The sequence below is a fragment of the Patulibacter ginsengiterrae genome (assembly GCF_056269115.1).
On record NZ_JBWDOG010000032.1, the window covers coordinates 1 to 21,306 of the forward strand.

The following is a 21,306-nucleotide window of genomic DNA, read 5'->3' on the forward strand; positions in this document are numbered from 1 at the left end:
GGGTGCCTTCTTGGAGGGCTAGGTGTCTCGCAACTCCCAGCCTCTCCGAAGGGCACCCGGATGAACAACCTCCCTAGGAACTACACCTAGGGCCCGTCGATGAGCGGATGATCGAGCAGCCACGTTCGACGGAACGCCGGCCCACCCTGGGCCAGGCCGGCGATCTACCCGCCACAGCGAGCACGATCGACGGAACGCCCACCCGCCCCGAGCCCGACGGCGATGGCACAGCGTGACGCACCACTCACGCTCGCTTCCTACGGCGTCGTAGGCTACTCTCCAGTAGCCCTTTCGAGCGACGAGGATCCCTCCGCGATGAGCAACGCAGCCCCGACGGTCTCCAGCACCTCCTCCGCCCCGATCCCGGACGAGGTCCGCGTCGCGATCGTCGGCAGCGGCTTCTCCGGCCTCGGCATGGCCGTCGGCCTGCTCGAGGACGGCGAGCGGGACTTCGTGATCCTCGAGAGCGCGAGCGACATCGGCGGCACCTGGCGCGACAACACCTACCCCGGTTGCGCCTGCGACGTACCGTCGCAGATGTACTCGTTCTCGTTCGCGCTGAACCCGGACTGGACTCGCGCCTTCGCCAGCCAGCCGGAGATCTGGGCCTACCAGCAGCGCGTGACCGACCAGTTCGGGATCCGCCCCTTCGTCCGGACCGACGCCGAGGTGACCGGGGCGACCTGGGACGACGCCAGCCAGCGGTGGCAGGTCGAGACCGTCCGCGGGACCGTCAGCGCCCAGTTCCTGGTCGCCGGCACCGGCCCGCTCTGCGAGCCGAAGTACCCGACGCTCCCCGGGCTCGAGAGCTTCAAGGGCAAGAGCTTCCACTCCGCCCGTTGGGACCACGACCACGACCTCGCCGGCGAGCGCGTCGCGGTGATCGGGACCGGCGCCTCGGCGATCCAGTTCGTCCCCAAGATCCAGCCCCAGGTCGAGCAGCTGACGCTCTTCCAGCGGACCCCGCCGTGGGTCCTGCCGCGTCCCGACCACGCGATCTCGCCGGTCACGCGCCGCGTCTTCGCCCGCTTCCCGGTCGTCCAGCGGCTCGCCCGCCTCAGCATCTACGTGCGCCAGGAGATCTTCCTGCTCCCGTTCAGCTACGTGCCGAAGATGCGCGAGCTGCCGCGCAAGGTCGGGCTCCGCCACATCGCCAAGGGGATCCCGAACGACCCCGAGCTGCGGGCCAAGCTGACCCCCGACTACCAGCCGGGCTGCAAGCGGATCCTGCTCTCCAACGACTACTTCCCGGCGTTGGCGGCCCCCAACGCGAGTGTGATCGACAGCGGCATCCGCGAGGTCCGCGAGCACTCGATCGTCGACCAGGCCGGGGTCGAGCACGAGGTCGACACGATCATCTACGGGACCGGCTTCCACGTCACCGACCAGCCGGTCGCCGAGCGCCTGACCGACGGCGACGGCCGCAAGCTCTCCGAGCACTGGGCCGAGGGGATGGAGGCCTACCGCGGGACCACGATCGCCGGCTTCCCCAACCTCTTCATGCTGGTCGGGCCGAACACCGGGCTCGGCCACAACTCGATCATCTACATGATCGAGTCGCAGGTCGCCTACGTCCGCGATGCGCTCCGCCAGACCCGCCAGCGCGCGATCGCCACGATCTCGCCGCGGCCGGAGGTCCAGGAGGCCGAGAACCTCGCGATCCAGAAGCGGCTCGAGGGCACCGTCTGGAACGACGGCGGCTGCGCGTCCTGGTACCAGGACGCGCGCGGTCGCAACACCACGCTCTGGCCCGAGTTCACGTTCACGTACCGGCGGCGGACCCAGCGCTTCGACATCGAGAGCTACCAGCTCGAGAGCGCCCGTCAGCGGGACGCCGTCGCTGCCTGAGCCTGGTTCCCGGCGTTCCCCGGACCACGGGGGACGCCGCCGTCAGATCTCGATCGGCGACCCGATCGTCAGCGTCCGCTCCGGCGGCAGCCCGAAGTAGTCGACCGGGCTCGCCGCGTTCCGCTCGAGCAGCACGAACAGCCGCTCGCGGAAGCCGCGCAGCCCGGACCGCCGGTTCGGCACCAGCCGCGCCTGCGAGAGCACGTAGACCGCCCCCTCGACGTCGAGCTCGGGAACGACCCCGTCGGCGACCGCTCGTCGCAGGGCCCGCGGGACGTCCGGGCGGTCGAGAAACCCGAACCGGAGCGTCAGCGACACGACCGTCGGCTCGGCCGCTGCGTGCTCGGCCGAGATCCGCTCCCCGGGCGCGACGTGCGGCACGGCGACCGTCGCGACCGACACGATCACGACCCGCTCGTGCAGCACGTGGTTGTGCTCGACGTTCTCGCGCAAGGCCAGCGGCACCGTCTCGTGTGCGGCGTTGAGGAAGACGGCCGTCCCGGGCACCCGCCGCGGTGCCGGGACGCGCCACGGCAGCCCCTCCACGAATGCCGGCAGCGGCCCCTCCTCCGCCCGCCGGCTCACGGCCAGGCGTCGGCTCCCCCAGCGCCAGGTCGTCAGCAGCACGAAGATCACCGACGCGATCAGCAGCGGCAACCAGCCCCCGTGGACGACCTTGGTCAGGTTGGCCGCGAAGAACGCCAGGTCGATGACCAGCAGGACCCCGATCCCCGGCACGAGCAGCCGCAGCGGAACCCGCCAACGGTGACGGGCGACGACCGCGAACAGGACCGTGGTCACGACGAAGGTGCCGGTCACCGCGACCCCGTAGGCCGACGCCAGCCGGGTCGACGACCCGAAGCCGACCACGATCGCCACCACCGCCGCCAGCAGCCACCAGTTCACCGCCGCCACGTAGATCTGGCCGATCTCGTGCTCGGAGGTGTGCCGGACGGTCAGCCGCGGCAGGTAGCGGAGCTGGATCGCCTGCCGCGTGATCGAGAACGCGCCCGTGATCAGGGCCTGGGAGGCGATCACCGTCGCGATCGTCGCGAGCACCACCATCGGCACCTGCGCCCACCCCGGCACCAGCAGGAAGAAGGGGCTCGAGATCGCCGTCGGCGTGTGCAGGATCAACGATCCCTGACCGAGGTAGTTGAGTCCGAGCGCCGGGAACGCGACCAGGAACCAGGCCCGCCGGATCGGGGACGCCCCGAAGTGGCCGATGTCCGCGTAGAGCGCCTCCGCGCCCGTCACCACCAGCACGATCGACCCCAGGGCGATGAACGCGATCGCGGGATGGTCGCCGACGAAGGCGAGCCCGTAGGTCGGCGAGAGCGCCCGCAGGATCTCCGCGTGGCGGGTCACCTCGGCCAGCCCGACGGCCGCGATCGAGGCGAACCAGAGCGCCATCACCGGCCCGAACAGCCGGCCGACGAAGCCGGTCCCGAACCGCTGGATCGAGAACAGGCCGATCAGGATCGCGACCGTGATCGGGACCACCATCGCGCCGAGCCCGGGGGCCACGACCTTGACCCCCTCGACCGCCGAGAGCACCGAGATCGCCGGGGTGATCATCCCGTCGCCGTAGAAGAGCGCGACCCCGAGCAGGCCCGCCAGCACGAGCGCACCCTTGACCCGCCGGTGCCGCAACGGTGCCGCCCGGACGAGCGCGGTCAGGGCCATGATCCCGCCCTCGCCGTCGTTGTCGGCCCGCATCACGAAGCTCACGTACTTCAGCGACACGACCACCGTCAGCGTCCAGAGGACGAGCGAGATCACCCCGTAGACGTCGCCGGTGGTCGCCCGGACCGCCCCGTCGTCGGCCGAGAAGACCGTCTGCATCGCGTAGAGCGGGCTGGTGCCGATGTCGCCGAAGACCACCCCGAGCGCCGCCACCGAGACCGCGATCGGCCCGGCGCCGACCTGGACCGCATGACGGGTCCCGTCGTAGCGCCCCGGCGGACGCCCCCGGGCCGCGGACGCCGGGACGCTCACCGCCCGACCTCGGTCGGCTCAGGCCGACGGCGCGGCGTCGCCGTAGTGCGTGACCAGGGCGGTCTTCTCGCGCGGGGTCAGGTCGCCCCCGCCCTCGATCCGCGGTGCCCGCCGCACGTGCTCGCGGGAGAACGGCACGACCACGCCGTCGGCGGTCGACTCGGCCTCCGCCATCGGCACCACCGCCGTGCGCACGCAGACCCGCCGGATCCGGACGAGCGCCCAGTCCCGGCGAGCGGTGTCCGCGTCGACGTAGATCTCCTCGATCTTCCCGATCGTCGTCCCGTCGGAGCCGACCAGGCGACGGCCCGGCCACCCGTGCATCTCGGCGTCGGTCGGCATCGTGCTCCACCGTAGCGCCGATCCACCGCCGCGACCAGAGATTCGTGGTGCCGGCGGCGCTAGGCGGCGCTGCCGACGCGCTGGCGCGTCGCCCGCCGCCACTGCTCGGCGCAGTCGGTCGAGCAGAAGCAGCGCAGCTGCTCGTCGTGCTCCCCGACCGGCGCGACCGCGACCGTCGCGTCGACCGGCAGCCCGCAGACCGGGTCGACCACCGAGTGGCCGCCCTCCGTCCGCAGCATCTCGATCTCGTAGACCGCGACCGGCTGCGCGAAGCCGTCGATCGTGACCGGATCGTGCGGGAGCGTGCTCGCCCACGCCGGAACCGTCGCGTCGGGGTGCGCCGCCATCAGGATCTGGTGGTCGTCGGCGAGGTCGCAGAGCCGCGCGGCGGCGTTGATCACCGCCCCGACGTAGTCGTCGCCGTCGAAGACGATCACCGATCCGCGGCAGATCCCGGCCCGCACGGCCAGCGGCGTCGCCCCGGTCAGGTGGTGGCGGATCTCGAGCGTGGCCTCGGCGATCGCGCCCTTGTCCCCGCTGGCCAGCATCACGCCGTCACCGAGCCACTTCATCACCCGCACGCCGCGGCGGTCGGCGGCACGGCGGACGACCGAGCGCATCATCGAGAGGACCGAGACGGCCTCCTCGTCCCCGTTGCGCTCGGTGTAGGCGCTGAACCCACAGAGATCGATGAAGGCGAAGCAGCGATCGACCCGCATCAGTGGGCCACGCGATCGGTATCGGAGGACGGAAGCAGCACGACGAATCCCCAATCATCGACGATCTGGGCTCGAAGTACCGTCCCCGTCCGGCCTCCACCCCCCGGAACGGGGGTTCGTACCGGCTCCCTACCCGAAGGTCGGCTCGGCCCCCGCCTCCGGACCGGCTTCCGGGCCGTTGTCGGGCTCGACGAGGTCCGAGACGTCGTAGCGGGGACGGTCGCCCCACAGCGACTCGAGGCGGTAGAAGCTCCGGGTCTCGGGAACGAAGATGTGGACGACCACGTCGCCGTAGTCGAGCAGGATCCAGCGCGCCTCCTGGACGCCCTCGGTCCGGTTCGGCAGCAGGCGCGGCTCGCCGTGCTTCATGCCGTCGTGGATGCTGTCGTGGATCGCCTTGGCCTGCCGGTCGGTCCGACCGGTGCAGATCACGAAGGCGTCGGTGTAGGCCGACGCTCCGCGCAGGTCCACCGCGACGACGTCGAGCGCCTTCTTCTCCCCGGCGAGCTCCACGATCCGACGGACCAGGGCCTCCAGCTCGGGATCGGGCGGCAACGCGTCGTCAAGCGCGTCAGGGGACGAATTCTGGGTGATGTACGTGCGCTTGCTCATGCTTTGGTACCTGCACGGTAGAGCCCTTGGGCCATGATGCGCGCTTCGACTCCCCGCGGGACCAGGTGGCGGATGGTCCTTCCGGCCCGAACGCGGTCCCGGATCAGGGTCGAGGAGAGCCCCATCGCGGGCATCTCGAACGGCAGCAGACGGTCCTTCGCGTCGACGCCGAGCCGCTCGACCGCGGCGGCCGCCCGCGCGTGCGTATCGGTCCCCCGCTCGGCCACGCCGATCGCCGCGAAGGCGAGCACGTCGCGCGGCCGGTGCCACGACTCGAGCCCGGCGGCGGCGTCACCGCCCAGCAGCAGCACGAACTCGTCGTCGGGCTGCTGCTCGCGCAGCTGGGCCAGCGTGTCGGCCGTGTAGGACGGGCCCTCGCGGTGCAGCTCGACGTCGGAGACGGCCAGTCGCCCCTCGTCGTCCGCGACCGCGACGCGGCAGAGCTCGAGCCGCGCCTCCGGTCCCGGATCGGCATCGACGACCTTGTGCGGTGGCCGCGAGGCGAGCACCAGCCGGACCTCGTCGAGCCCGAGTGCGTCCCGGGCGCACTCGGCGAGCACCAGGTGCCCGAGGTGGGGCGGGTTGAACGTCCCACCGAGGAGCCCGATCCGCACCGCCGCCTGCTCCCGCCGGCCCGCCGCCCGCTCAGGGACGGACGTGGCCGTCCCCGCGCACCAGGTAGCGGTAGGTCGTCAGCTCGCGCAGGCCGATCGGCCCGCGGGCGTGGAGCTTCTGGGTCGAGATGCCGATCTCCGCGCCCATCCCGAACTCGCCCCCGTCGGTGAAGCGGGTCGAGGCGTTGACGTAGACCGCGGCCGAGTTGACGCCGCGCTCGAAGGCGCGGATCGCTCCCGCATCGCGGGAGACGATCGCGTCGCTGTGGCCGGAGCCGTGCTCCTCGATGTGGTCGATCGCCGCGTGCACGTCGTCGACGATCCGGACGCCCAGGATCAGCGCCAGGTGCTCCGTGTCCCAGTCCTCGTCGGTCGCGGCGACGACGGTCGCCCCGTGCCCCTCGACCAACGGCCGCGCCTCGTCGTCGGCGCGCAGCTCGACGGCCGAGGCGGCCAGCCGCTCTGCGATCCGCGGCAGGAAGCTCTCGGCGACATCGCGGTGCACCAGCAGCGTCTCGGCAGCGTTGCAGGCGCTCGGCCGCTGGACCTTGCTGTTCTCGACGATCTCGACCGCCTGGTCGAGATCGGCCGCAGCGTCGACGTAGACGTGCCCGACGCCGGCCGCGGCGAAGATCACCGGCACGGTCGCGACGCCCTTCAGCGCCGCCTTCAGACCCTCGCCCCCGCGCGGGACGATCAGATCGACGTAGCGGTCCTGTGTCGCCAGCTCGGCCAGCTCCTCGCGCCCGCCGCCGCCGACGATCTGGATGCTGTGCTCCGGCAGCCCGGCGCCTTCCGCCGCCTGCGCCGCGACCTGCGCGAGCACGGCGTTGGAGTGCAGGGCGCTCGACGAGCCGCGCAGGACGATCGCGTTGCCGCTCTTGATCGCCAGCGCCGCGGCGTCGATCGTGACGTTCGGCCGCGCCTCGTAGACGACGGCGACGACCCCGAGCGGAATCCGCTGGCGGGCGACGTCGAGCCCGTTGGGTAGCCGGAAGCCCTCGATCGTCTCGCCGACCGGGTCGCGCAGCGCGATCACGTCGCGGACGGCCTGGGCGATCCCGGCCAGGCGCGGCTCGTCGAGCCGCAGGCGGTCCATCAGCGCCGTGCTGAGCCCGCTCTCGCGGCCGGCGGCGAGGTCGCGGGCGTTGGCCTCCAGGATCTCGGCCGTGCGCGCTTCCAGCGCGTCGGCGATCGCGTGGAGGGCAGCGTCCTTGGTGGCGGTGTCGACCGCGGCGAGCCGTCGGCCGGCGGCTCGCGCCTGCCGGCAGATCTCGGTGACGGATCGGACCTCGGTCGTCGTTGCGGCCATCGGCCCATCGTACGGGGTCGCCGTACCGGTCCTGCTCGCGGCGGGGTCAGGAAGGTGCTGCCGGACGCCAAACGGCCGGGGATCGTTCCCCGGCCGTGGGCCTCCTCGCTCCTGCCGCGCGGGAGCGCCGGCGGCTACTTGATCTCGCTGCGGAGCAGCCGAACGGCGCCGACGGCCAGCGGCAGCACGATCCAGAGCACCGAGGCGACGACGATCTTGCCCCAGTCGTCGCCGCTGGCGGCGCCGCTCGAGAGCGGCTCGAACGCCACGCCGGTGTCGAGCCACTTCCAGGTGCTCTCGAGGCTCTTGATCATCCCGCCGAGGACCGCGAAGACGGTCGGCAGCGCGAAGTAGGCGACGATCGCGACCGGCGAGCTGCGGAACAGCAGACCGAAGCCGAGGCCGATCATCAGGCTCAGCTCCTGGAACAGCAGGGCCTGGTAGATCTGGGCTCCGGAGAGCGACCAGCTGCCGTCGCCGTCGGTGGCGACGACGGTCACCAGGTTGCCGAGGAGCGCCGCCAGGACGCTGATCGCGAACGCGGCCAGGCCGAGCAGCAGCGCCGCCCCGACCTTGCTCTGGACGACCCGCTGCCGCTCGGGCACGAGCGCGAAGGTCGCCAGCGCGGTCCGCTGCGACCACTCGCTGGTGACGAGCAGGATGCCCATCACCGGCAGCAGGATCCCGAGCGGGACGAGGGTCAGCTCGAGCGCGCCGGCGAGCGTGCGGTCGGACATGTCGCCGGTGAAGGCGCGAACGATGCCGAGGATCGCCGAGATCGCGACCGCGGCGATCAGCAGCCAACGACCCGAGCGGGTGTCGGCGGCCTTGCGCAGCTCGACGGCGACCAGCCGCCGCATCGTGGGCGGCGAGAAGCGCCGGAGCACGTCCTGCCGGTCCGGGGCCTTGCCCGCCCCGCGGGCGGCGGCCTGGGTGTCGGTGACGGTGCTCATGCGACCTGCTCCTGTTGGGGGGTGGCTTCGCCGGCGGTCAGCTGGAGGAACATCTCCTCCAGGCCGGCGGTCTCGGCGGCGCGCAGCTCGGTCAGGATCACGCCGCCCGCGGCGGCGGCCCGGCCGACGGCCTCGGTGTCGCCCTCGACGAGCTGGGCGCCGTCGGTGGTGTCGGTCGACGGCAGCCCGGCCGTGGCCAGGGCGCGGCGCAGCGCCGCGCGGTCGGTGGCGCGCACCAGCACGCCCGACGACGCCAGCAGCTCGTGGAGCGCGCCGTCGGCGACGATCTTGCCGCCGGCGATCACGACCAGCCGGTCGGCGATCGCCTCGACCTCGCGCAGCAGGTGCGACGACAGCAGGACGGTGCCGCCGCGGTCGGCGAAGTCGCGCAGCAGCCCGCGCATCCAGTGGATGCCCTCGGGGTCGAGGCCGTTGGCGGGCTCGTCGAGGATCAGGATCCGCGGGTCGCCGAGCAGCGCGTGGGCGAGCCCGAGCCGCTGGCGCATGCCGAGCGAGTAGTCGCCGACGCGGCGGCCGGCGCGCGGCCCCGCGAGCTGGACGAGCTCGAGCATCTCCTCGACGCGCTCCTTGCCCAGCCCGAGGACCTGCGCGGAGAGCGTGAGGACCTCGCGGCCGGTGCGGCCGGCGTGCTGGGCCGAGGCGTCGAGCAGGACGCCGATCTCGCGGCCCGGGTTGGGCAGGTCGCGGTAGGCGACGCCAGCGACGGTCGCGTGGCCGGAGGTCGGCGGGGCGAGCCCGCAGATCATCCGCATCGTGGTGGACTTGCCGGCGCCGTTCGGCCCGAGGAAGCCGGTGACGGTCCCCGGCTCGCAGCGGAACGACACGTCCTGGACGGCGGTGTGCTCGCCGTAGCGCTTGGTCAGTTGGTCGGAGACGATCACGCCATCCAGACTGGCGTGCCCCCGGGGATCCCACATCGGCCAACGGTCGTTGCCGGCCCCCGTCTTTGGTCGGTCGACGGCCGACCTTCGGCGCGTGGTCGTTGCCCGCGCGGGCCCGTACGCTTGGGGCATGGGCTCCGTGGCTCCTTCCCCCGACGCCGCGGACGGCGGCGCTCCGGCCCTCGGGCGGCGCAGCCTGTTGCGACTGGTGCCGTCGCTGCTGCTCGCCGGGGACCGCGACGCCGTCGCCGAGCGCCCCCGCCCCCGGACCCGGCGCGACTGGGCGGTCGACGTCGTCTGCTTCCTGCTCGCGTTCGGGATCGGGCTCGGGACCTACTTCGACCAGCATCCGCACGGGCCGGCCGATCCGCTCGCGACGGTCGACCTGCTCGTCGGCGTCGGCCTCTGCCTCGGGCTCTGGGGCCGTCGCCGCTGGCCGGTCGCGCTGGCCCTGGCCGCGACGGTGCTGACGGTCGTGTCGAGCTTCTCCGGGGTCGCGATGCTGATCCTGCTCTTCACGCTCGCGGTCCACCGCAGCTTCCCGATCGTCGCCGTGATCGCCGGGCTCAACCTGCTGACGCCGATGATCTCGCTGAAGATCTACCCGGACGACACGACCCCGTACTGGGGCGCGTTGATCGTCATCGACGCGCTGATCGCGGCGGTCGTCGCCTGGGGCATGGTCGTCCGCGCCCGCCGTCAGCTGCTGCTCTCGCTCGAGGAGCGCGCCGTCCGCGCCGAGAGCGAGCAGCACCTGCGGGTCGCCCAGGCCCGCGACCACGAGCGGGCCCGGATCGCCCGCGAGATGCACGACGTGCTCGCCCACCGGATCTCGCTGTTGAGCCTGCACGCCGGGGCGCTCGAGTTCCGGCCCGACGCGCCGCCGGAGGAGGTCGCCCGCGCGGCCGGGGTGATCCGCGCCAGCGCCCACCAGGCGCTCGAGGACCTGCGCGAGGTGATCGGGGTCCTGCGCGAGGGCGGCGCCAACGGCGACGGCAGCGACGCCGGCGCCACGACCCGCCCCCAGCCGACCCTGACCGACCTGCCCGCGCTGCTGGCCGAGTCCCGCGCCGCGGGGATGCGGATCCGCGACGAGGTCAGCGTGCTCGACCTCGCGAGCGTCCCCGCCAGCACCGGCCGCAACGCCTACCGGGTTGTCCAGGAGGGCCTGACCAACGCCCGCAAGCACGCCTGGGGCACGACCGTCGACGTGCACGTCTCGGGCGCCCCCGCGGCCGGGCTGACCGTCGAGATCGTCACCCCGGCGCCGGTCGGCGAGCTCGACGGCCCCGGAGCGCTCCAGATCCCCGGGGGCGGGACCGGGCTGATCGGCCTCGGCGAGCGCGCGACGCTCTCCGGCGGACGGCTCGAGCACGGGCCGCTGCCCAGCGGTGGCTTCCGTCTGCGAGCCTGGCTGCCGTGGCCCCTGTGAGCACCCCGATCCGTGTCCTGCTCGTCGACGACGACGCCCTCGTCCGCGGCGCGCTGCGGCTGATGCTCGACGGCGGCGACGGCGTGCGCGTGGTCGGCGAGGCCTCCGACGGCAGCGAGGTCCCCGAGGCCGTCGCCACCCACCGCCCGGACGTGGTCCTGATGGACATCCGGATGCCGAAGGTCGACGGCCTGACCGCGACCGAGGAGTTGCGGCGCGGGCATGACGACGCCCCGGAGGTGATCGTCCTGACCACCCTCAACGCGGACGATCAGGTGCTGCGGGCGTTGCGGGCGGGGGCCGCCGGCTTCCTGCTCAAGGACACCGCCCCGGCCGAGATCCTGCGGGCCGTGCGGCTCGTCGCCGCCGGCGAGGCGATGCTCTCGCCGACGGTCACCCGCCAGCTGATCGAGCACGTCGCCGATCCTGCCGTCGACGCCCGCCGCAGCCGCGCGATCGAGCTGCTGGAGGCCCTCACCGAGCGTGAGCGCGAGGTCGCCGTGGCGCTCGGCCAGGGCAAGTCGAACGCCGAGATCAGCGCCGAGCTGTTCATGAGCGTGGCGACGGTCAAGGCCCACGTCTCGCGCGTGCTCCAGAAGCTCGACCTCAACAACCGCGTCCAGGTCGCGCTGCTCGCGCACGACGCGGACCTGACCTGACCTGACCTGACCTGATGGAGCGGTCGGTGACATGGGACGACCAGCTCGTCCGCCGCGAGCCGTACGAGAACGGTCCCTTCGTCCAGCGGGTGCTGCAGTGGCTCGAGGTCGAGGGCTTCGACGGTACCCCGCGGTTCGTCGGCGTCGACGACGACGGCCGCGAACTGGTGGCGTTCGTGCCCGGCCACGTCCACGACTCCGAACTGCTGCTGTCCGATCCGCAGGTCGCGAGCCTTGGCCGCCTGCTGCGGCGTGTGCACGACGCCCTGGCCGGAGCCGATCTGGCCGACGGCGAGGAGGTCGTCTGCCACGGCGACGCCGGACCGCACAACGTCGTCTTCCGCGGCGACGAGGCGGTCGCGCTGATCGACTGGGAGGATGCCGCCCCGGGCGACCGGCTCAGCGACGTGGCGGACGTCGCCTGGTGCCTGCTCGACGAGCGCTGGGAGCACGGCTCGCCCGACGCGGCCGCCCACCGCATCGCCGTGTTCTGCCGCGGCTACGGCTGGGACGACGTCTCGGAGGTCGTCGACGCGGTGGTCGTCCAGGTCGAGGCCGCGCGCGCCGACCATGCGGCCCTCGGCTTCGAGTCGTCCGTCGGGCACTTCGATCGCCTGCTCGGCTGGCTGGACGAGCACGGTCAGCGACTCACGTCGGCCTGAGCCGCCAACGGGCGGTCGGGACCGCCCCCGCGGTCGGCGCCGGACCTAGAGGACCACGAGCCGGTCGCGGTGGACGGCCTCTTCGGCCGCCGCCGGCAGCAGCTCGCGGACACGCTCGCTGCGCTCCCCCATCACCTGCCGCAGCGCCCCGGAGCTGTAGCCGCTGATCCCCTTGGCGACGACCTCGGTCCCGCAGCGGACCTCGACCGCATCGCCGACCTGGAAGTCGCCGTCGACGCCGACGACCCCGACCGGCAGCAGCGAGGTCCCGTCGCGGGTCAGCGCGCGACCGGCCCCGGGATCGATCTCGATCGTCCCGCTCGACGGCTTCGCGTACCGCAGCCAGAGCTTGAAGCTCGACCAGCGCGCCTCGTCCGCGAGGAACGTCGTCCCCTCGCGCTCGCCGGCCACGATCCGCCGCAGCGCGTCGGGGCGCAGGCCGGAGGCGACCACGGTCGGGATCCCCGCGGCGGCGGCCATCTCGGCGGCCAGGACCTTGCTGCGCATCCCGCCGGTGCCGTGCGACGAGGTCGTCGTCCCGACGTCGTTGTCCGCCAGCGCCTGCTCGACGTCGTCGATCTCGGAGACCAGCGTCGCCGTCGGGTCGTGCCGGGGGTCGGCGCTGAAGAGCCCGTCGGTCGAGGTCAGCAGGATCAGCCGGTCGGCGCCGAGCATCATCGCGACCTGGGCGGCGAGCAGGTCGTTGTCCCCGAAGCTGATCTCCTCGGTGGTGGTCGTGTCGTTCTCGTTGATGACCGGGACCGCGCCGAGCTCGACGAGCCGCGCGAGCGTCCGCCGGGCGTTGACGAACGCCTCGCGGTCGCCGAGGTCGTAGAGCGTCAGCAGGACCTGGGCGGCGAGCAGCCCCTGCTCGGCGAAGAGGTCGTCCCAGGACCGGAAGAGTCGCCCCTGCCCGACGGCGCTGGCGGCCTGCAGCTCGTCGATCGCGGTCGGCCGGACGGTCAGGCCGAGGACCTCCAACCCGCGGGCGATCGCCCCGCTGGAGACGATCACGAAGCGGTCGCCGCCGGCGCTCGCACGGGCGATCGTGGCGCAGAGCTCCGCCAGCGTCTCCTGCCGGAGGCCGCCGCCGTCGTCGGCGACGACGCTGGAACCGAGCTTGACGACGGTCAGGGACATCGCCCTGGAGGGTAGTCGGCGAGCGGTGGTCGGCGCCCAGCCAGTCGGACGTCGGCGGGCGAGCGAGCGAGGGTCCGCCGCCGGGTCCGCCGCGCGTCCACGCCCGTCAGTCGGACGTCAGCGCCAGCAGCAGCACGATCAGGCCCACGAACGGCAGCGCCGTCCGCAGGTGGTTCCAGGTCGTCCAGTCGGCGGCGTAGATCGCCCACTGCCGGGCCGCCCCGGGCGCCTGCGGATCGAGCTTCGCCAGGGCGTCGTTGCGGGGCACGTGGTACGCCGCGGTGACGACGACGGTGCCGAGGTAGGCGAGCCCACCGGCCAGCCGCAGGCCGGCCCCTGGGGTGTCCCAGCGCAGCCCGGCGGCCACGACCAGGCCCAGGGCCGGCAGCGCGGTCAGCATCAGCACCGCCACGAAGGCGCCCTTCGGGGCCGCCGTGTTGATCGCCTGCATCGCCGCGATGCCCTCCGCGGGCGGTAGCCCGCGGAGGCCGCGCATCACGAAGCTCGAGAAGGCGAAGAAGACCCCCGCCACCAGCGCCGACCCGAGCGCGGTCGCCCAGGTCAGGCCGCGGATCAGCTCGACGCTCATCGTTCGACGACCTGTTCCCGCCCGGCCCAGATGCCGCTCGCGGCCGTCTCCCGCGCGTAGTCGGAGAAGTCCCGCGGGGCGCGCCCCAGTGCCCGCTCGACGCCGTCGGCCAGCGACTCGTTGCGGCCGTCGAGGACGTCGGCGAAGAGGTGGTCGATCAGCCACACGACGTCCGCCGGCAGCCCGGCCGCCGTCAGGCCCTCGGCGAACGCCTCGCGCTCGACCGTCTCGAAGCCGATCTCCCGCCCACTGGCGGCGCTCAGCTCCGCGGCGACGTCGGCGAAGCTCATCAGGCGCGGCCCGGTCAGCTCGTAGACCTGGCCGGCGTGGCCGTCCTCGGTCAGCGCCGCGACCGCCACGTCGGCGATGTCGTCGGCGTCGACGAACGGCTCCGTGACCTCGGCGACCGGCAGCACGATCCGGCCGCCGACGACCGCGTCGAGCAGGAAGTCCTCGCTGAAGTTCTGGTCGAACCAGGCACAGCGGACGATCGTCGCCTCGAGGCCGGAGTCGAGCACCAGCCGCTCGGCCTCCTGGGCGAGCGGCTCGCCGCGGCCGGAGAGCAGCACCATCCGCCGGACGCCGGCCGCGACGGCCTGGGCGACGAAGGCGGCGATCGTCGCCGTCGCTCCGGGCACGACCAGGTCGGGCTGGAAGCTGACGTAGACCCCGTCGACGTCGCGAAGCGCGGCCGGCCAGGTCGCCGGGTCCTGCCAGTCGAAGGCCGGCGTGCCGGACCGCGAGCCGGCCCGGATCGGGCGTCCGCGGGCGGTCAGGCGCTCGGCGACGCGACGGCCGGTCTTGCCGTTGGCGCCGATCACCAGGATCGTGTCGTTGCGCTGCGTGGTCTCGTTCATAGGGCCAGTCAACTGCAGATCCATGAGACGGTCCATGGTCCAGACTCGCCGTTGCATGTGCGAGCGTCTACGATTTCGCCATGGACGCGATCGCTGACCTGCTCGACGGTCCGCGCGCCCGCGGCGCGATGCTGCTGCGCACGGTGATGGACCCGCCGTGGTCGCTGCGGATCGAGGACCACGCGCCGCTGACCGTCGTCGCCGTCGTCCGCGGCGCCGCCTGGGTGGTCCCGACCGACGGGCCGCCGGCGCGGATCACCCCGGGGGACGTCGCCGTGATCCGCGGCCCCGCGCCGTACACCGTCGCGGACACGGCCGAGACGCTGCCCCGCGTGATCATCGACGAGCAGCAGCGCTGCACGACCCTCGACGGCGAGGACCTCGCCGAGGCGCTCGGGCTCGGGATCCGGACCTGGGGCAACAGTCCCGACGGCGCGACCTCGATGCTGACCGGGACCTATCTCCAGGCCGGCGAGATCAGCCAGCGGCTGCTGGAGGCGCTGCCCCCGATGCTGGTGCTGTCGGCTGCAGAGTGGAACTCGCCGTTGATCCCGCTGCTGGCGTCCGAGATCAGCAAGGACGAGCCCGGTCAGCAGGCGGTCCTCGACCGGCTGCTCGACCTGCTGCTGATCGCCGTCCTGCGGGCCTGGTTCGCGCGGCCGGAGGCCGAGCCCCCGCGCTGGTACCGGGCGCTCGCCGACCCGGTCGTCGGACGCGCCGTGCGGTTGCTCCAGAACGCGCCCGCCCACCCCTGGACGGTGGCGACGCTCGCGGCCGAGATCGGGATATCCCGCGCCGCCCTCGCCCGCCGCTTCACCGAGCTGGTCGGGGAGCCGCCGATCGCCTTCCTGACCGACTGGCGGCTGGCGATGGCGGCCGACCTCCTGCGCGAGCCCGGCGCGACGATCGGCTCGGTCGCCGAGCAGGTCGGCTACGGCAGCCCGTTCGCACTCAGCGCGGCCTTCAAGCGCGTGCGCGGCGTCAGCCCGCAGGCGCACCGGGAGGCGGTCGCTCAGGCCGGCTGACCCGGCGGGGTCGCCGGGACCAGCCGCGCAACCTCGTGGGCGAACAGCTCGACCGCGGCCCAGTCGGTGTAGTCGACGTCCTCGACCGGCTCGTCGCGGTGCGGCGAGACCAGGCGCATCAGGACCCGCGTCGGCAGGTGGTAGCGGTGGTGCTCGAGCTTCCCGGCGAAGCTCGCCTCGACCCGTGGCCGCAGGTCGGTCTCCGCCAGCAGGTCGTCGATGTAGCCCTGGGCGGCCGCGCGAGCCTCGTCGGTGTCCTCGGCGGCGACCAGCGAGACCGAGAACAGCGCGGTCGGCAGCGGGTCGAGCTCGATCTGGTGGTGGGTCAGCCACTCGATCATCTCGACGGGATGGTGGTCGCCGTGGACGGGCGCCCCGACCACGACCGCTCCGTAGGCGGAGAGCACGATGTCGTCCTCGTCCCCGACCTCGTACAGCTGCGTCGGCACCCCGTCGGCACGCATCACCGCGGCCACCCGCTCGGCGATCCGCGCGGTGTGGCCGTGGGCGGAGACGAAGACGATCAGGCAGTTCGGGTGAGGCACGGGGACTCCCGGAGGACGCCGGCTGGAGGACGAGCGCCAGCTTCCCACCGCCGCGACCGCCCATCGGCCCCCGCTACTTCTTGACGAAGCCCTCCTCGTCGAGCCAGTCCTCGGCGACCTTGTCGGGCAGGACGCCGTCGATGTCGACCCGCGCGTTGAGGGTCTGCATCTGCTCGGTGGTCAGCTTCTTGGCGATCGGCGCCATCACCTTCTCGATCTGCGGGTGCTGCTTGAACCAGTCCTCGCGAATCGAGATCGCCGCGCTGTAGGGCGGGAAGAAGTGCTTGTCGTCCTCGATCACCTGCAGGTCGAGGCCCTTGATCCGGCCGTCGGTCTCGAAGACCTCGCCGAAGGTGCAGGTGCCGTTCCCGGTCTGCGAGTAGATCAGGCCGGCGTCGAGCCGCTTGACCCGGCTGGGGTCGGCCTTGAAGTCGTAGGTCTTCTGGACGCCGGGGAAGCCGTCGGGTCGGTTGGCGAACTCCGACTCGATGCAGAAGGTCAGGTCCTTGCCCTTCGGGCTCGCCAGCAGGTCCTTCATCTGGCTCAGCTTGGTGATCCCCAGCTTCTTCGCCGTCGACGCCTTGGTCGCGAGCCCGTAGGTGTTGTTCAGCGGCGCCTTGTCGATCCAGCGAATCCCGTTCTCCTTCAGGTCCTCCTTGGCGACGGCGTCGAACTGCTTCTGCGGGTCGGGGATCGGCTTGTCGTGGCCGAGGTAGGTGATCCAGGCCGTCCCGGTGTACTCCCAGTAGGCGTCGATGTCACCCCGGAGCAGCGATCCGCGGACGGCCTCGGAGCTGACCAGCCCGGTCTGGTCCCAGACCGATGCGCCCTGGGCCCGCAGGTACTGCACCGCGATCTGCCCGAGCACCTTCTGCTCGGTGAAGTCCTTCGACCCGAAGGCGATCTTGGCGCCCTTCAGCGGCCCCTCCCCGCCCCCGCTGTACTGGGCGGCGCAGCCGCTCACCAACGGGGCGGTCACCAGCACCGCGGCGAGGGTCGCGATCCGACGCCAGCTCATGCCGTCTTCTCCTGCCGCAGGCCGCGCGGACTCATGTACCGCTCCGCGATCGCCGCCAGCCAGTCGATGAAGATCGCCAGCGTCGCCGCGAACACCGCGCCGGTCACCATCACCGGCGCCCGCTGGTTCTTGATCCCGTCGTTGATGATGTTGCCGAGCCCGCCGGCGTCGACGAAGGTCGCCAACGTCGCGGTCCCGACCAGCAGCACCAGTGCGGTCCGGACGCCCGCGAGCATCACCGGCACCGCCAGCGGCAGCTCGACGCGCATCAGCACCTGCTGACGCGAGAAGCCCTGCCCGCGGGCGGCATCGATCAGCCCGGGATCGACGTTGCGGATCCCCTCGACGGTGTTGCGCATCACCGGCAGCACCGCGTAGAGCACGAGCGCCGCGTACGGGACCCAGGTCTTGAGCCCGAAGATCGCCACGAACAGGACCAGCACGCCGATCACCGGAGCGGCCTGCCCGGCGTTGAACGCGCCGTTGACGACCAGGCTCACGCTCCGCGAGTTGGTGCGCGTCAACAGCACCCCGAGCGGGATCCCGATCGCGAGCACGATCACGGCCGAGATCGCCACGATCTTGATGTGCTGGACGAGGTCGACCATCACGTTGTGGCTGAAGGCCGTGGCCTTGGTCGCCTCGGTGTCCCCGGTCAGCGCGTAGATCGAGATCTGGTCGAGATCCTGCTGCGAGACGTAGTAGTAGAGCCCGGCCAGGATCAGGACGATCACGGCCGGGGTCATCACGAGCTGGCGGCCGGCGCGACTCACGCGTCCTCGCCCTCGCGCGCTGCCGCGTCCTGACGCTCCCGCTCGGCCTCGATCTCACGCCGGTCGATCTCGCCGGTGATCTCGGCGAGGGTCTGGACCGGCGTCGCGTCCTGCTGCTCCGCGGCGGGGGTCACGTGCGTCTCCTCGAGCGCCGCGGTCACCTGATCCAGGCGGACCGCCCCGATGTAGGCGCCGCGGTCGTCGACGGCGGGGACGACGCCGGTGCCGGAGGCGAGCATCTCGTCCATCGCGTCGTGGAGCGTGGTCGTCTCCATCACGACCCCCTGGACCGCCTGGCCCTCGAGGTCGGGACGGCCGGGCCGGTCGGCCAGCTCGTCGCGGTGCAGCCAACGCTGGGGCCGCTTGTGCTGGTCGAGCAGCAGCGCGTACTCGCGGTGGCCCTCGTCGAGCTGGCGGATGATCGCGTCGTAGCCCTCGGGCTGGGTGAAGGCCGGGTACGGCTCCAGCTCGAGGTCCTCGACCCGCACCAGGTGCAGGCGCTTGACCGCGGCGCCGCCGCCGATGAACGAGCGCACGTAGCGGTCGGCCGGCTCGGCGAGGATCTCGTCCGGGGGACCGGCCTGGGCGATCCGCGAGCGCTCCTTGAGGACGACGACGCGGTCGCCGAGCTTGATCGCCTCGTCGATGTCGTGGGTCACGAAGACGATCGTCTTGCGGACCCGCCGCTGGATCTTCAGCAGCTCGGACTGGAGGCGGTCGCGGGTGATCGGGTCGAGCGCGCCGAACGGCTCGTCCATCAGCAGGATCGGCGGGTCGGCCGCGAGCGCGCGGGCGACGCCGACGCGCTGCTGCTGGCCACCCGAGAGCTCGCGCGGGTAGCGGCCGGCGAACTCGGCCTCCGGCAGCCCGACGAGGTCGAACAGCTCGCTGCTGCGGGCCGCGATCCGGTCGCGCTTCCAACGCAGCAGCCGCGGGACCGTCTCGATGTTCTGGCGCACGGTCAGGTGCGGGAGCAGGCCGGCCTGCTGGACGACGTAGCCGATGTGCCGACGCAGCAGGTCGGTCTTCATCGTCGCCGAGTCCTGGCCGCCGATCAGGATCTTGCCGCCGGTCGGCCGGACCAGCCGGTTGATCATCCGCATCGTCGTCGTCTTGCCGCAGCCCGAGGGGCCGACGAAGACGACGATCTGGCCGGCCGGGATCGTCAGCGAGAAGTCCTCGACCGCGGGCGTGCTGCTGCCCGGGTACTGCTTCGTGACGCCTCGCAGCTCGATCTCGACCGCGTTGCCGGAGACCATCGCCTCCCGCAGCGACTGCGGCCGATTGGTCGTGGTCGCGCCGCTCGCGGCGGTGGAGGTGTCAGGCACGGATCCCCTTCGAGATGGTGGCGCGGCCGATCGCTGCGAGCAGCGCGTCGAAGGCCAGCGCGATGAGAATGACGCCGAGGGTTCCCACGACGACCTGGTTGAGCGCGTTCGCGCCGCCCAGCTGGGAGAGCCCGGAGAAGATGAACTTGCCCAGCCCCGGCCCGTTGATGTAGGCCGCGATCGCCGCGATCCCGACCACCAGCTGGGTCGCCGTCCGGAGGCCGGCCAGGATCACCGGCCAGGCGATCGGCAGCTCGACCTTGAGCAGGCGCTTGACCGGCCCCATGCCGAGGCCGCGAGCGCTGTCGAGCACCATCCCGTCGACCTCGTTGAGCCCGGTGATCGTGTTGCGCATGATCGGCAGCAGGGCGTAGAGGACCAGCGAGATGATCACCGGCATCACCCCGAGGCCGAGGATCGCCAGCAGCACGCCGAGCATCGCGAACGACGGGACCGTCAGGAACAGGCTCGCGATCGAGAGCGCGAACCCCGAGAGGGCCGGGGACCGGAAGGTCGCGACGCCGAGCCCGATCCCGATCACGGTCGCGAACGCCATCGACAGCGCGACGATCCAGATGTGGCCCCAGGCCAGCTCGACGACCGAGTCGAAGTTGTCGCTGACGTACTGCGGCAGGCTCGAGGCGATTGGTGGTGCAAACACTTCGTTCAACGTAACCGATGCGGAATCGACATGCGCGGTTGCCGCAAACGACAACAGCAAGGGCGAACCGATCTACACGAGGTGTGCCGATCGTCTCAGGCGTCGCGCGCGGCACCCCACCGCCTCCCCGCGAGCGGCCCGCGGCGGGCACCCCGCCCGCCGGCCCGTCACACTGTCCTGGTGGAGCGTCTGGACCCCCTCGATCCCGGTGCGGCCGACGTCGCGCCCAGCGTGCCGACGAGCGATCGCAAGCCGCGCGCCCTACGACTCACGAAGGACCTCGACCTGCTGCGGGGTCTCGCCGCCGATGCCACCGGCGAGGGCCTCGGGGTCGTCCGCCTCGCGACCCAGATCGGGCGCGACAAGAGCCAGGTCTCACGGAGCCTGCGGGCGCTGGTCGAGACCGGCCTCGTCGAGCGCGATCCCGCGACCGGCCGCTACCGGCTCGGCCTCGAGCTCTACGCGCTGGCGGCGGCGACCGCCCAGCGACGGCTACTCGCGATCGCCCCGGAGGTGCTCCGGCACCTGGCCTCCGACCTCGACGAGACCGTCCACCTCTGCACGCTGCACGGGATCGACGTGTTGACGTTGCGGTCGGAGTCGCCCCCGGCCCGCGCGACCGCCTGGGGCGCCTGGGAGGGCGAGACCGCCCCCGCCCACGCGACCAGCGCCGGGCGGGTCCTGCTGGCCGGGCTCTCCCCCGCCGGGCTCCGCGACCGCTACCAGGCCGCCGAGCTGGCCGGAACTGCTCCGCGCAGCCGCGTCCAGAGCATCGAGGACCTGACCGCGGTGATCGCGGAGGTCCGGCTGAGCGGCAACGCCGTCGTCCGCGAAGAGCACGAGGAGGGCGCGCTCGGCGTCTCCGCCCCGGTCCACGACTTCCGCGGCGACCGGGTCGCGGCGATCAACGTCAGCGGTGAGCGCTCGCTGCTCGAGCCACGGATCGACGAGGTCACCGAGCGCGTCTCGGCGGCCGCCGTCCAGCTCTCGCGCTTGCTCGGGGCCCGCACCACCTCGGACGGCGCGCTCCCGCGCCGCCCGACCTGATCCTTCCGGACCCCAGAGGCGTGGCCCCAAGGCCGGGGCCCCAAGGCCCGGAGGCCCCAAGGCCCGGAGGCCCCAAGGCCCGGAGGCCCCAAGGCCCGGAGGCCCCAAGGCGTTCTCTTTGAGGTTTGCCACCGTAGTGGTGGCAAACCTCAAAGAGAACGCCGCGGCACGGCCAGCCTGCGGCCACCGCCACCCCCGCGACACGGCTAGCCCGCGGCCCCGGAGAACGCCGCGACACGGCCACCCCGCAGCCACCAGCCACCCCGCGAC

The 21,306-nt window shown here is 72.6% G+C and carries 22 protein-coding genes; 6 read left to right on the forward strand and 16 right to left on the reverse strand.

The genetic code is table 11. The annotated features are described in order from the left end of the window. Positions 1 to 315: 315 nt before the first annotated feature. Positions 316 to 1,848 carry a flavin-containing monooxygenase gene (locus ACVUH9_RS21875; RefSeq protein WP_475760913.1) on the forward strand — a complete coding sequence of 511 codons (1,533 nt, stop codon included), beginning with the start codon at positions 316 to 318 and terminating at the stop codon, positions 1,846 to 1,848. Positions 1,849 to 1,890: 42 nt separating this feature from the next. On the opposite strand, the gene ACVUH9_RS21880 is transcribed toward ACVUH9_RS21875, so the two are convergent. From ACVUH9_RS21880 to ACVUH9_RS21915, 8 genes are all read right to left on the reverse strand, one after another. After that, positions 1,891 to 3,846: a potassium transporter Kup gene (locus tag ACVUH9_RS21880; RefSeq protein WP_475760915.1), complete on the reverse strand. Its 1,956-nt coding sequence runs from the start codon at positions 3,844 to 3,846 to the stop codon at positions 1,891 to 1,893. Positions 3,847 to 3,864: 18 nt separating this feature from the next. After that, positions 3,865 to 4,188 (reverse strand): PRC-barrel domain-containing protein, encoded by a 324-nt coding sequence (locus ACVUH9_RS21885; RefSeq protein WP_475760917.1) that lies wholly within the window; start codon positions 4,186 to 4,188, stop codon positions 3,865 to 3,867. A 59-nt stretch (positions 4,189 to 4,247) separates the two neighbouring features. Next, the gene (locus ACVUH9_RS21890) at positions 4,248 to 4,907 is read right to left on the reverse strand and encodes a hypothetical protein (protein WP_475760918.1); all 660 of its coding nucleotides are present in this window, start codon (positions 4,905 to 4,907) and stop codon (positions 4,248 to 4,250) included. A gap of 129 nt (positions 4,908 to 5,036) precedes the next feature. Beyond that, positions 5,037 to 5,519: a ribosome silencing factor gene (rsfS, locus tag ACVUH9_RS21895; RefSeq protein ID WP_475760920.1), complete on the reverse strand. Its 483-nt coding sequence runs from the start codon at positions 5,517 to 5,519 to the stop codon at positions 5,037 to 5,039. After that, the gene (gene nadD / locus ACVUH9_RS21900) at positions 5,516 to 6,133 is read right to left on the reverse strand and encodes a nicotinate-nucleotide adenylyltransferase (RefSeq protein ID WP_475760922.1); all 618 of its coding nucleotides are present in this window, start codon (positions 6,131 to 6,133) and stop codon (positions 5,516 to 5,518) included. Before nadD ends, rsfS begins: the two co-directional genes overlap by 4 nt. Before the next feature lie 31 nt (positions 6,134 to 6,164). After that, positions 6,165 to 7,445 (reverse strand): glutamate-5-semialdehyde dehydrogenase, encoded by a 1,281-nt coding sequence (locus ACVUH9_RS21905; RefSeq protein ID WP_475760924.1) that lies wholly within the window; start codon positions 7,443 to 7,445, stop codon positions 6,165 to 6,167. 134 nt (positions 7,446 to 7,579) lie between these two features. Continuing rightward, entirely contained in the window at positions 7,580 to 8,398 is an 819-nt protein-coding gene (locus tag ACVUH9_RS21910) for an ABC transporter permease subunit (RefSeq protein WP_475760926.1), read from the reverse strand. After that, positions 8,395 to 9,300 (reverse strand): ABC transporter ATP-binding protein, encoded by a 906-nt coding sequence (locus ACVUH9_RS21915; RefSeq protein ID WP_475760928.1) that lies wholly within the window; start codon positions 9,298 to 9,300, stop codon positions 8,395 to 8,397. Before ACVUH9_RS21915 ends, ACVUH9_RS21910 begins: the two co-directional genes overlap by 4 nt. Positions 9,301 to 9,430: 130 nt before the next feature. On the opposite strand from ACVUH9_RS21915, the gene ACVUH9_RS21920 reads away from it, so the two are divergent. The 3 genes from ACVUH9_RS21920 to ACVUH9_RS21930 are packed head-to-tail and all read left to right on the forward strand — an operon-like array spanning position 9,431 to position 12,053. After that, on the forward strand, positions 9,431 to 10,732 hold the full coding sequence (locus ACVUH9_RS21920) for a sensor histidine kinase (RefSeq protein ID WP_475760930.1): 1,302 nt from the start codon (positions 9,431 to 9,433) through the stop codon (positions 10,730 to 10,732). Beyond that, entirely contained in the window at positions 10,729 to 11,391 is a 663-nt protein-coding gene (locus ACVUH9_RS21925; RefSeq protein WP_475760932.1) for a response regulator, read from the forward strand. Before ACVUH9_RS21920 ends, ACVUH9_RS21925 begins: the two co-directional genes overlap by 4 nt. Positions 11,392 to 11,417: 26 nt before the next feature. Continuing rightward, positions 11,418 to 12,053, forward strand: a complete 636-nt coding sequence (locus tag ACVUH9_RS21930; protein ID WP_475760934.1) for a phosphotransferase — start codon at positions 11,418 to 11,420, stop codon at positions 12,051 to 12,053. A 45-nt stretch (positions 12,054 to 12,098) separates the two neighbouring features. Here ACVUH9_RS21930 and proB read toward each other — a convergent pair whose 3' ends face one another. From proB to ACVUH9_RS21945, 3 genes are all read right to left on the reverse strand, one after another. After that, positions 12,099 to 13,193, reverse strand: a complete 1,095-nt coding sequence (gene proB, locus ACVUH9_RS21935; protein ID WP_475760936.1) for a glutamate 5-kinase — start codon at positions 13,191 to 13,193, stop codon at positions 12,099 to 12,101. A 106-nt stretch (positions 13,194 to 13,299) separates the two neighbouring features. Continuing rightward, the gene (locus ACVUH9_RS21940; protein ID WP_475760938.1) at positions 13,300 to 13,782 is read right to left on the reverse strand and encodes an anthrone oxygenase family protein; all 483 of its coding nucleotides are present in this window, start codon (positions 13,780 to 13,782) and stop codon (positions 13,300 to 13,302) included. Then, positions 13,779 to 14,639: an NAD(P)H-binding protein gene (locus ACVUH9_RS21945; protein ID WP_475760940.1), complete on the reverse strand. Its 861-nt coding sequence runs from the start codon at positions 14,637 to 14,639 to the stop codon at positions 13,779 to 13,781. The genes ACVUH9_RS21940 and ACVUH9_RS21945 overlap by 4 nt, the downstream gene beginning before the upstream one ends. Before the next feature lie 80 nt (positions 14,640 to 14,719). Between ACVUH9_RS21945 and ACVUH9_RS21950 the strand changes: the two genes are divergently transcribed. Beyond that, positions 14,720 to 15,664 carry an AraC family transcriptional regulator gene (locus ACVUH9_RS21950; protein ID WP_475760942.1) on the forward strand — a complete coding sequence of 315 codons (945 nt, stop codon included), beginning with the start codon at positions 14,720 to 14,722 and terminating at the stop codon, positions 15,662 to 15,664. Here the strand turns inward: ACVUH9_RS21950 and ACVUH9_RS21955 are convergent. From ACVUH9_RS21955 to ACVUH9_RS21975, 5 genes are all read right to left on the reverse strand, one after another. Further along, complete coding sequence (locus ACVUH9_RS21955) at positions 15,652 to 16,209, reverse strand: flavodoxin domain-containing protein (RefSeq protein WP_475760944.1); 558 nt, start codon at positions 16,207 to 16,209, stop codon at positions 15,652 to 15,654. The two genes, ACVUH9_RS21950 and ACVUH9_RS21955, sit on opposite strands and share 13 nt — an antisense overlap. A 73-nt stretch (positions 16,210 to 16,282) precedes the next feature. Next, positions 16,283 to 17,227 (reverse strand): glycine betaine ABC transporter substrate-binding protein, encoded by a 945-nt coding sequence (locus tag ACVUH9_RS21960; protein WP_475760946.1) that lies wholly within the window; start codon positions 17,225 to 17,227, stop codon positions 16,283 to 16,285. Continuing rightward, positions 17,224 to 18,000, reverse strand: a complete 777-nt coding sequence (locus tag ACVUH9_RS21965; RefSeq protein WP_475760948.1) for an ABC transporter permease — start codon at positions 17,998 to 18,000, stop codon at positions 17,224 to 17,226. The genes ACVUH9_RS21960 and ACVUH9_RS21965 overlap by 4 nt, the downstream gene beginning before the upstream one ends. After that, the gene (locus tag ACVUH9_RS21970) at positions 17,997 to 19,259 is read right to left on the reverse strand and encodes an ATP-binding cassette domain-containing protein (RefSeq protein WP_475760954.1); all 1,263 of its coding nucleotides are present in this window, start codon (positions 19,257 to 19,259) and stop codon (positions 17,997 to 17,999) included. Before ACVUH9_RS21970 ends, ACVUH9_RS21965 begins: the two co-directional genes overlap by 4 nt. A 61-nt stretch (positions 19,260 to 19,320) precedes the next feature. Continuing rightward, positions 19,321 to 19,989, reverse strand: coding sequence for an ABC transporter permease (locus tag ACVUH9_RS21975; RefSeq protein WP_475760950.1), 669 nt, complete (start codon positions 19,987 to 19,989; stop codon positions 19,321 to 19,323). Positions 19,990 to 20,169: 180 nt separating this feature from the next. On the opposite strand from ACVUH9_RS21975, the gene ACVUH9_RS21980 reads away from it, so the two are divergent. Further along, positions 20,170 to 21,036, forward strand: coding sequence for an IclR family transcriptional regulator (locus ACVUH9_RS21980; protein ID WP_475760952.1), 867 nt, complete (start codon positions 20,170 to 20,172; stop codon positions 21,034 to 21,036). Positions 21,037 to 21,306 lie beyond the last annotated feature (270 nt).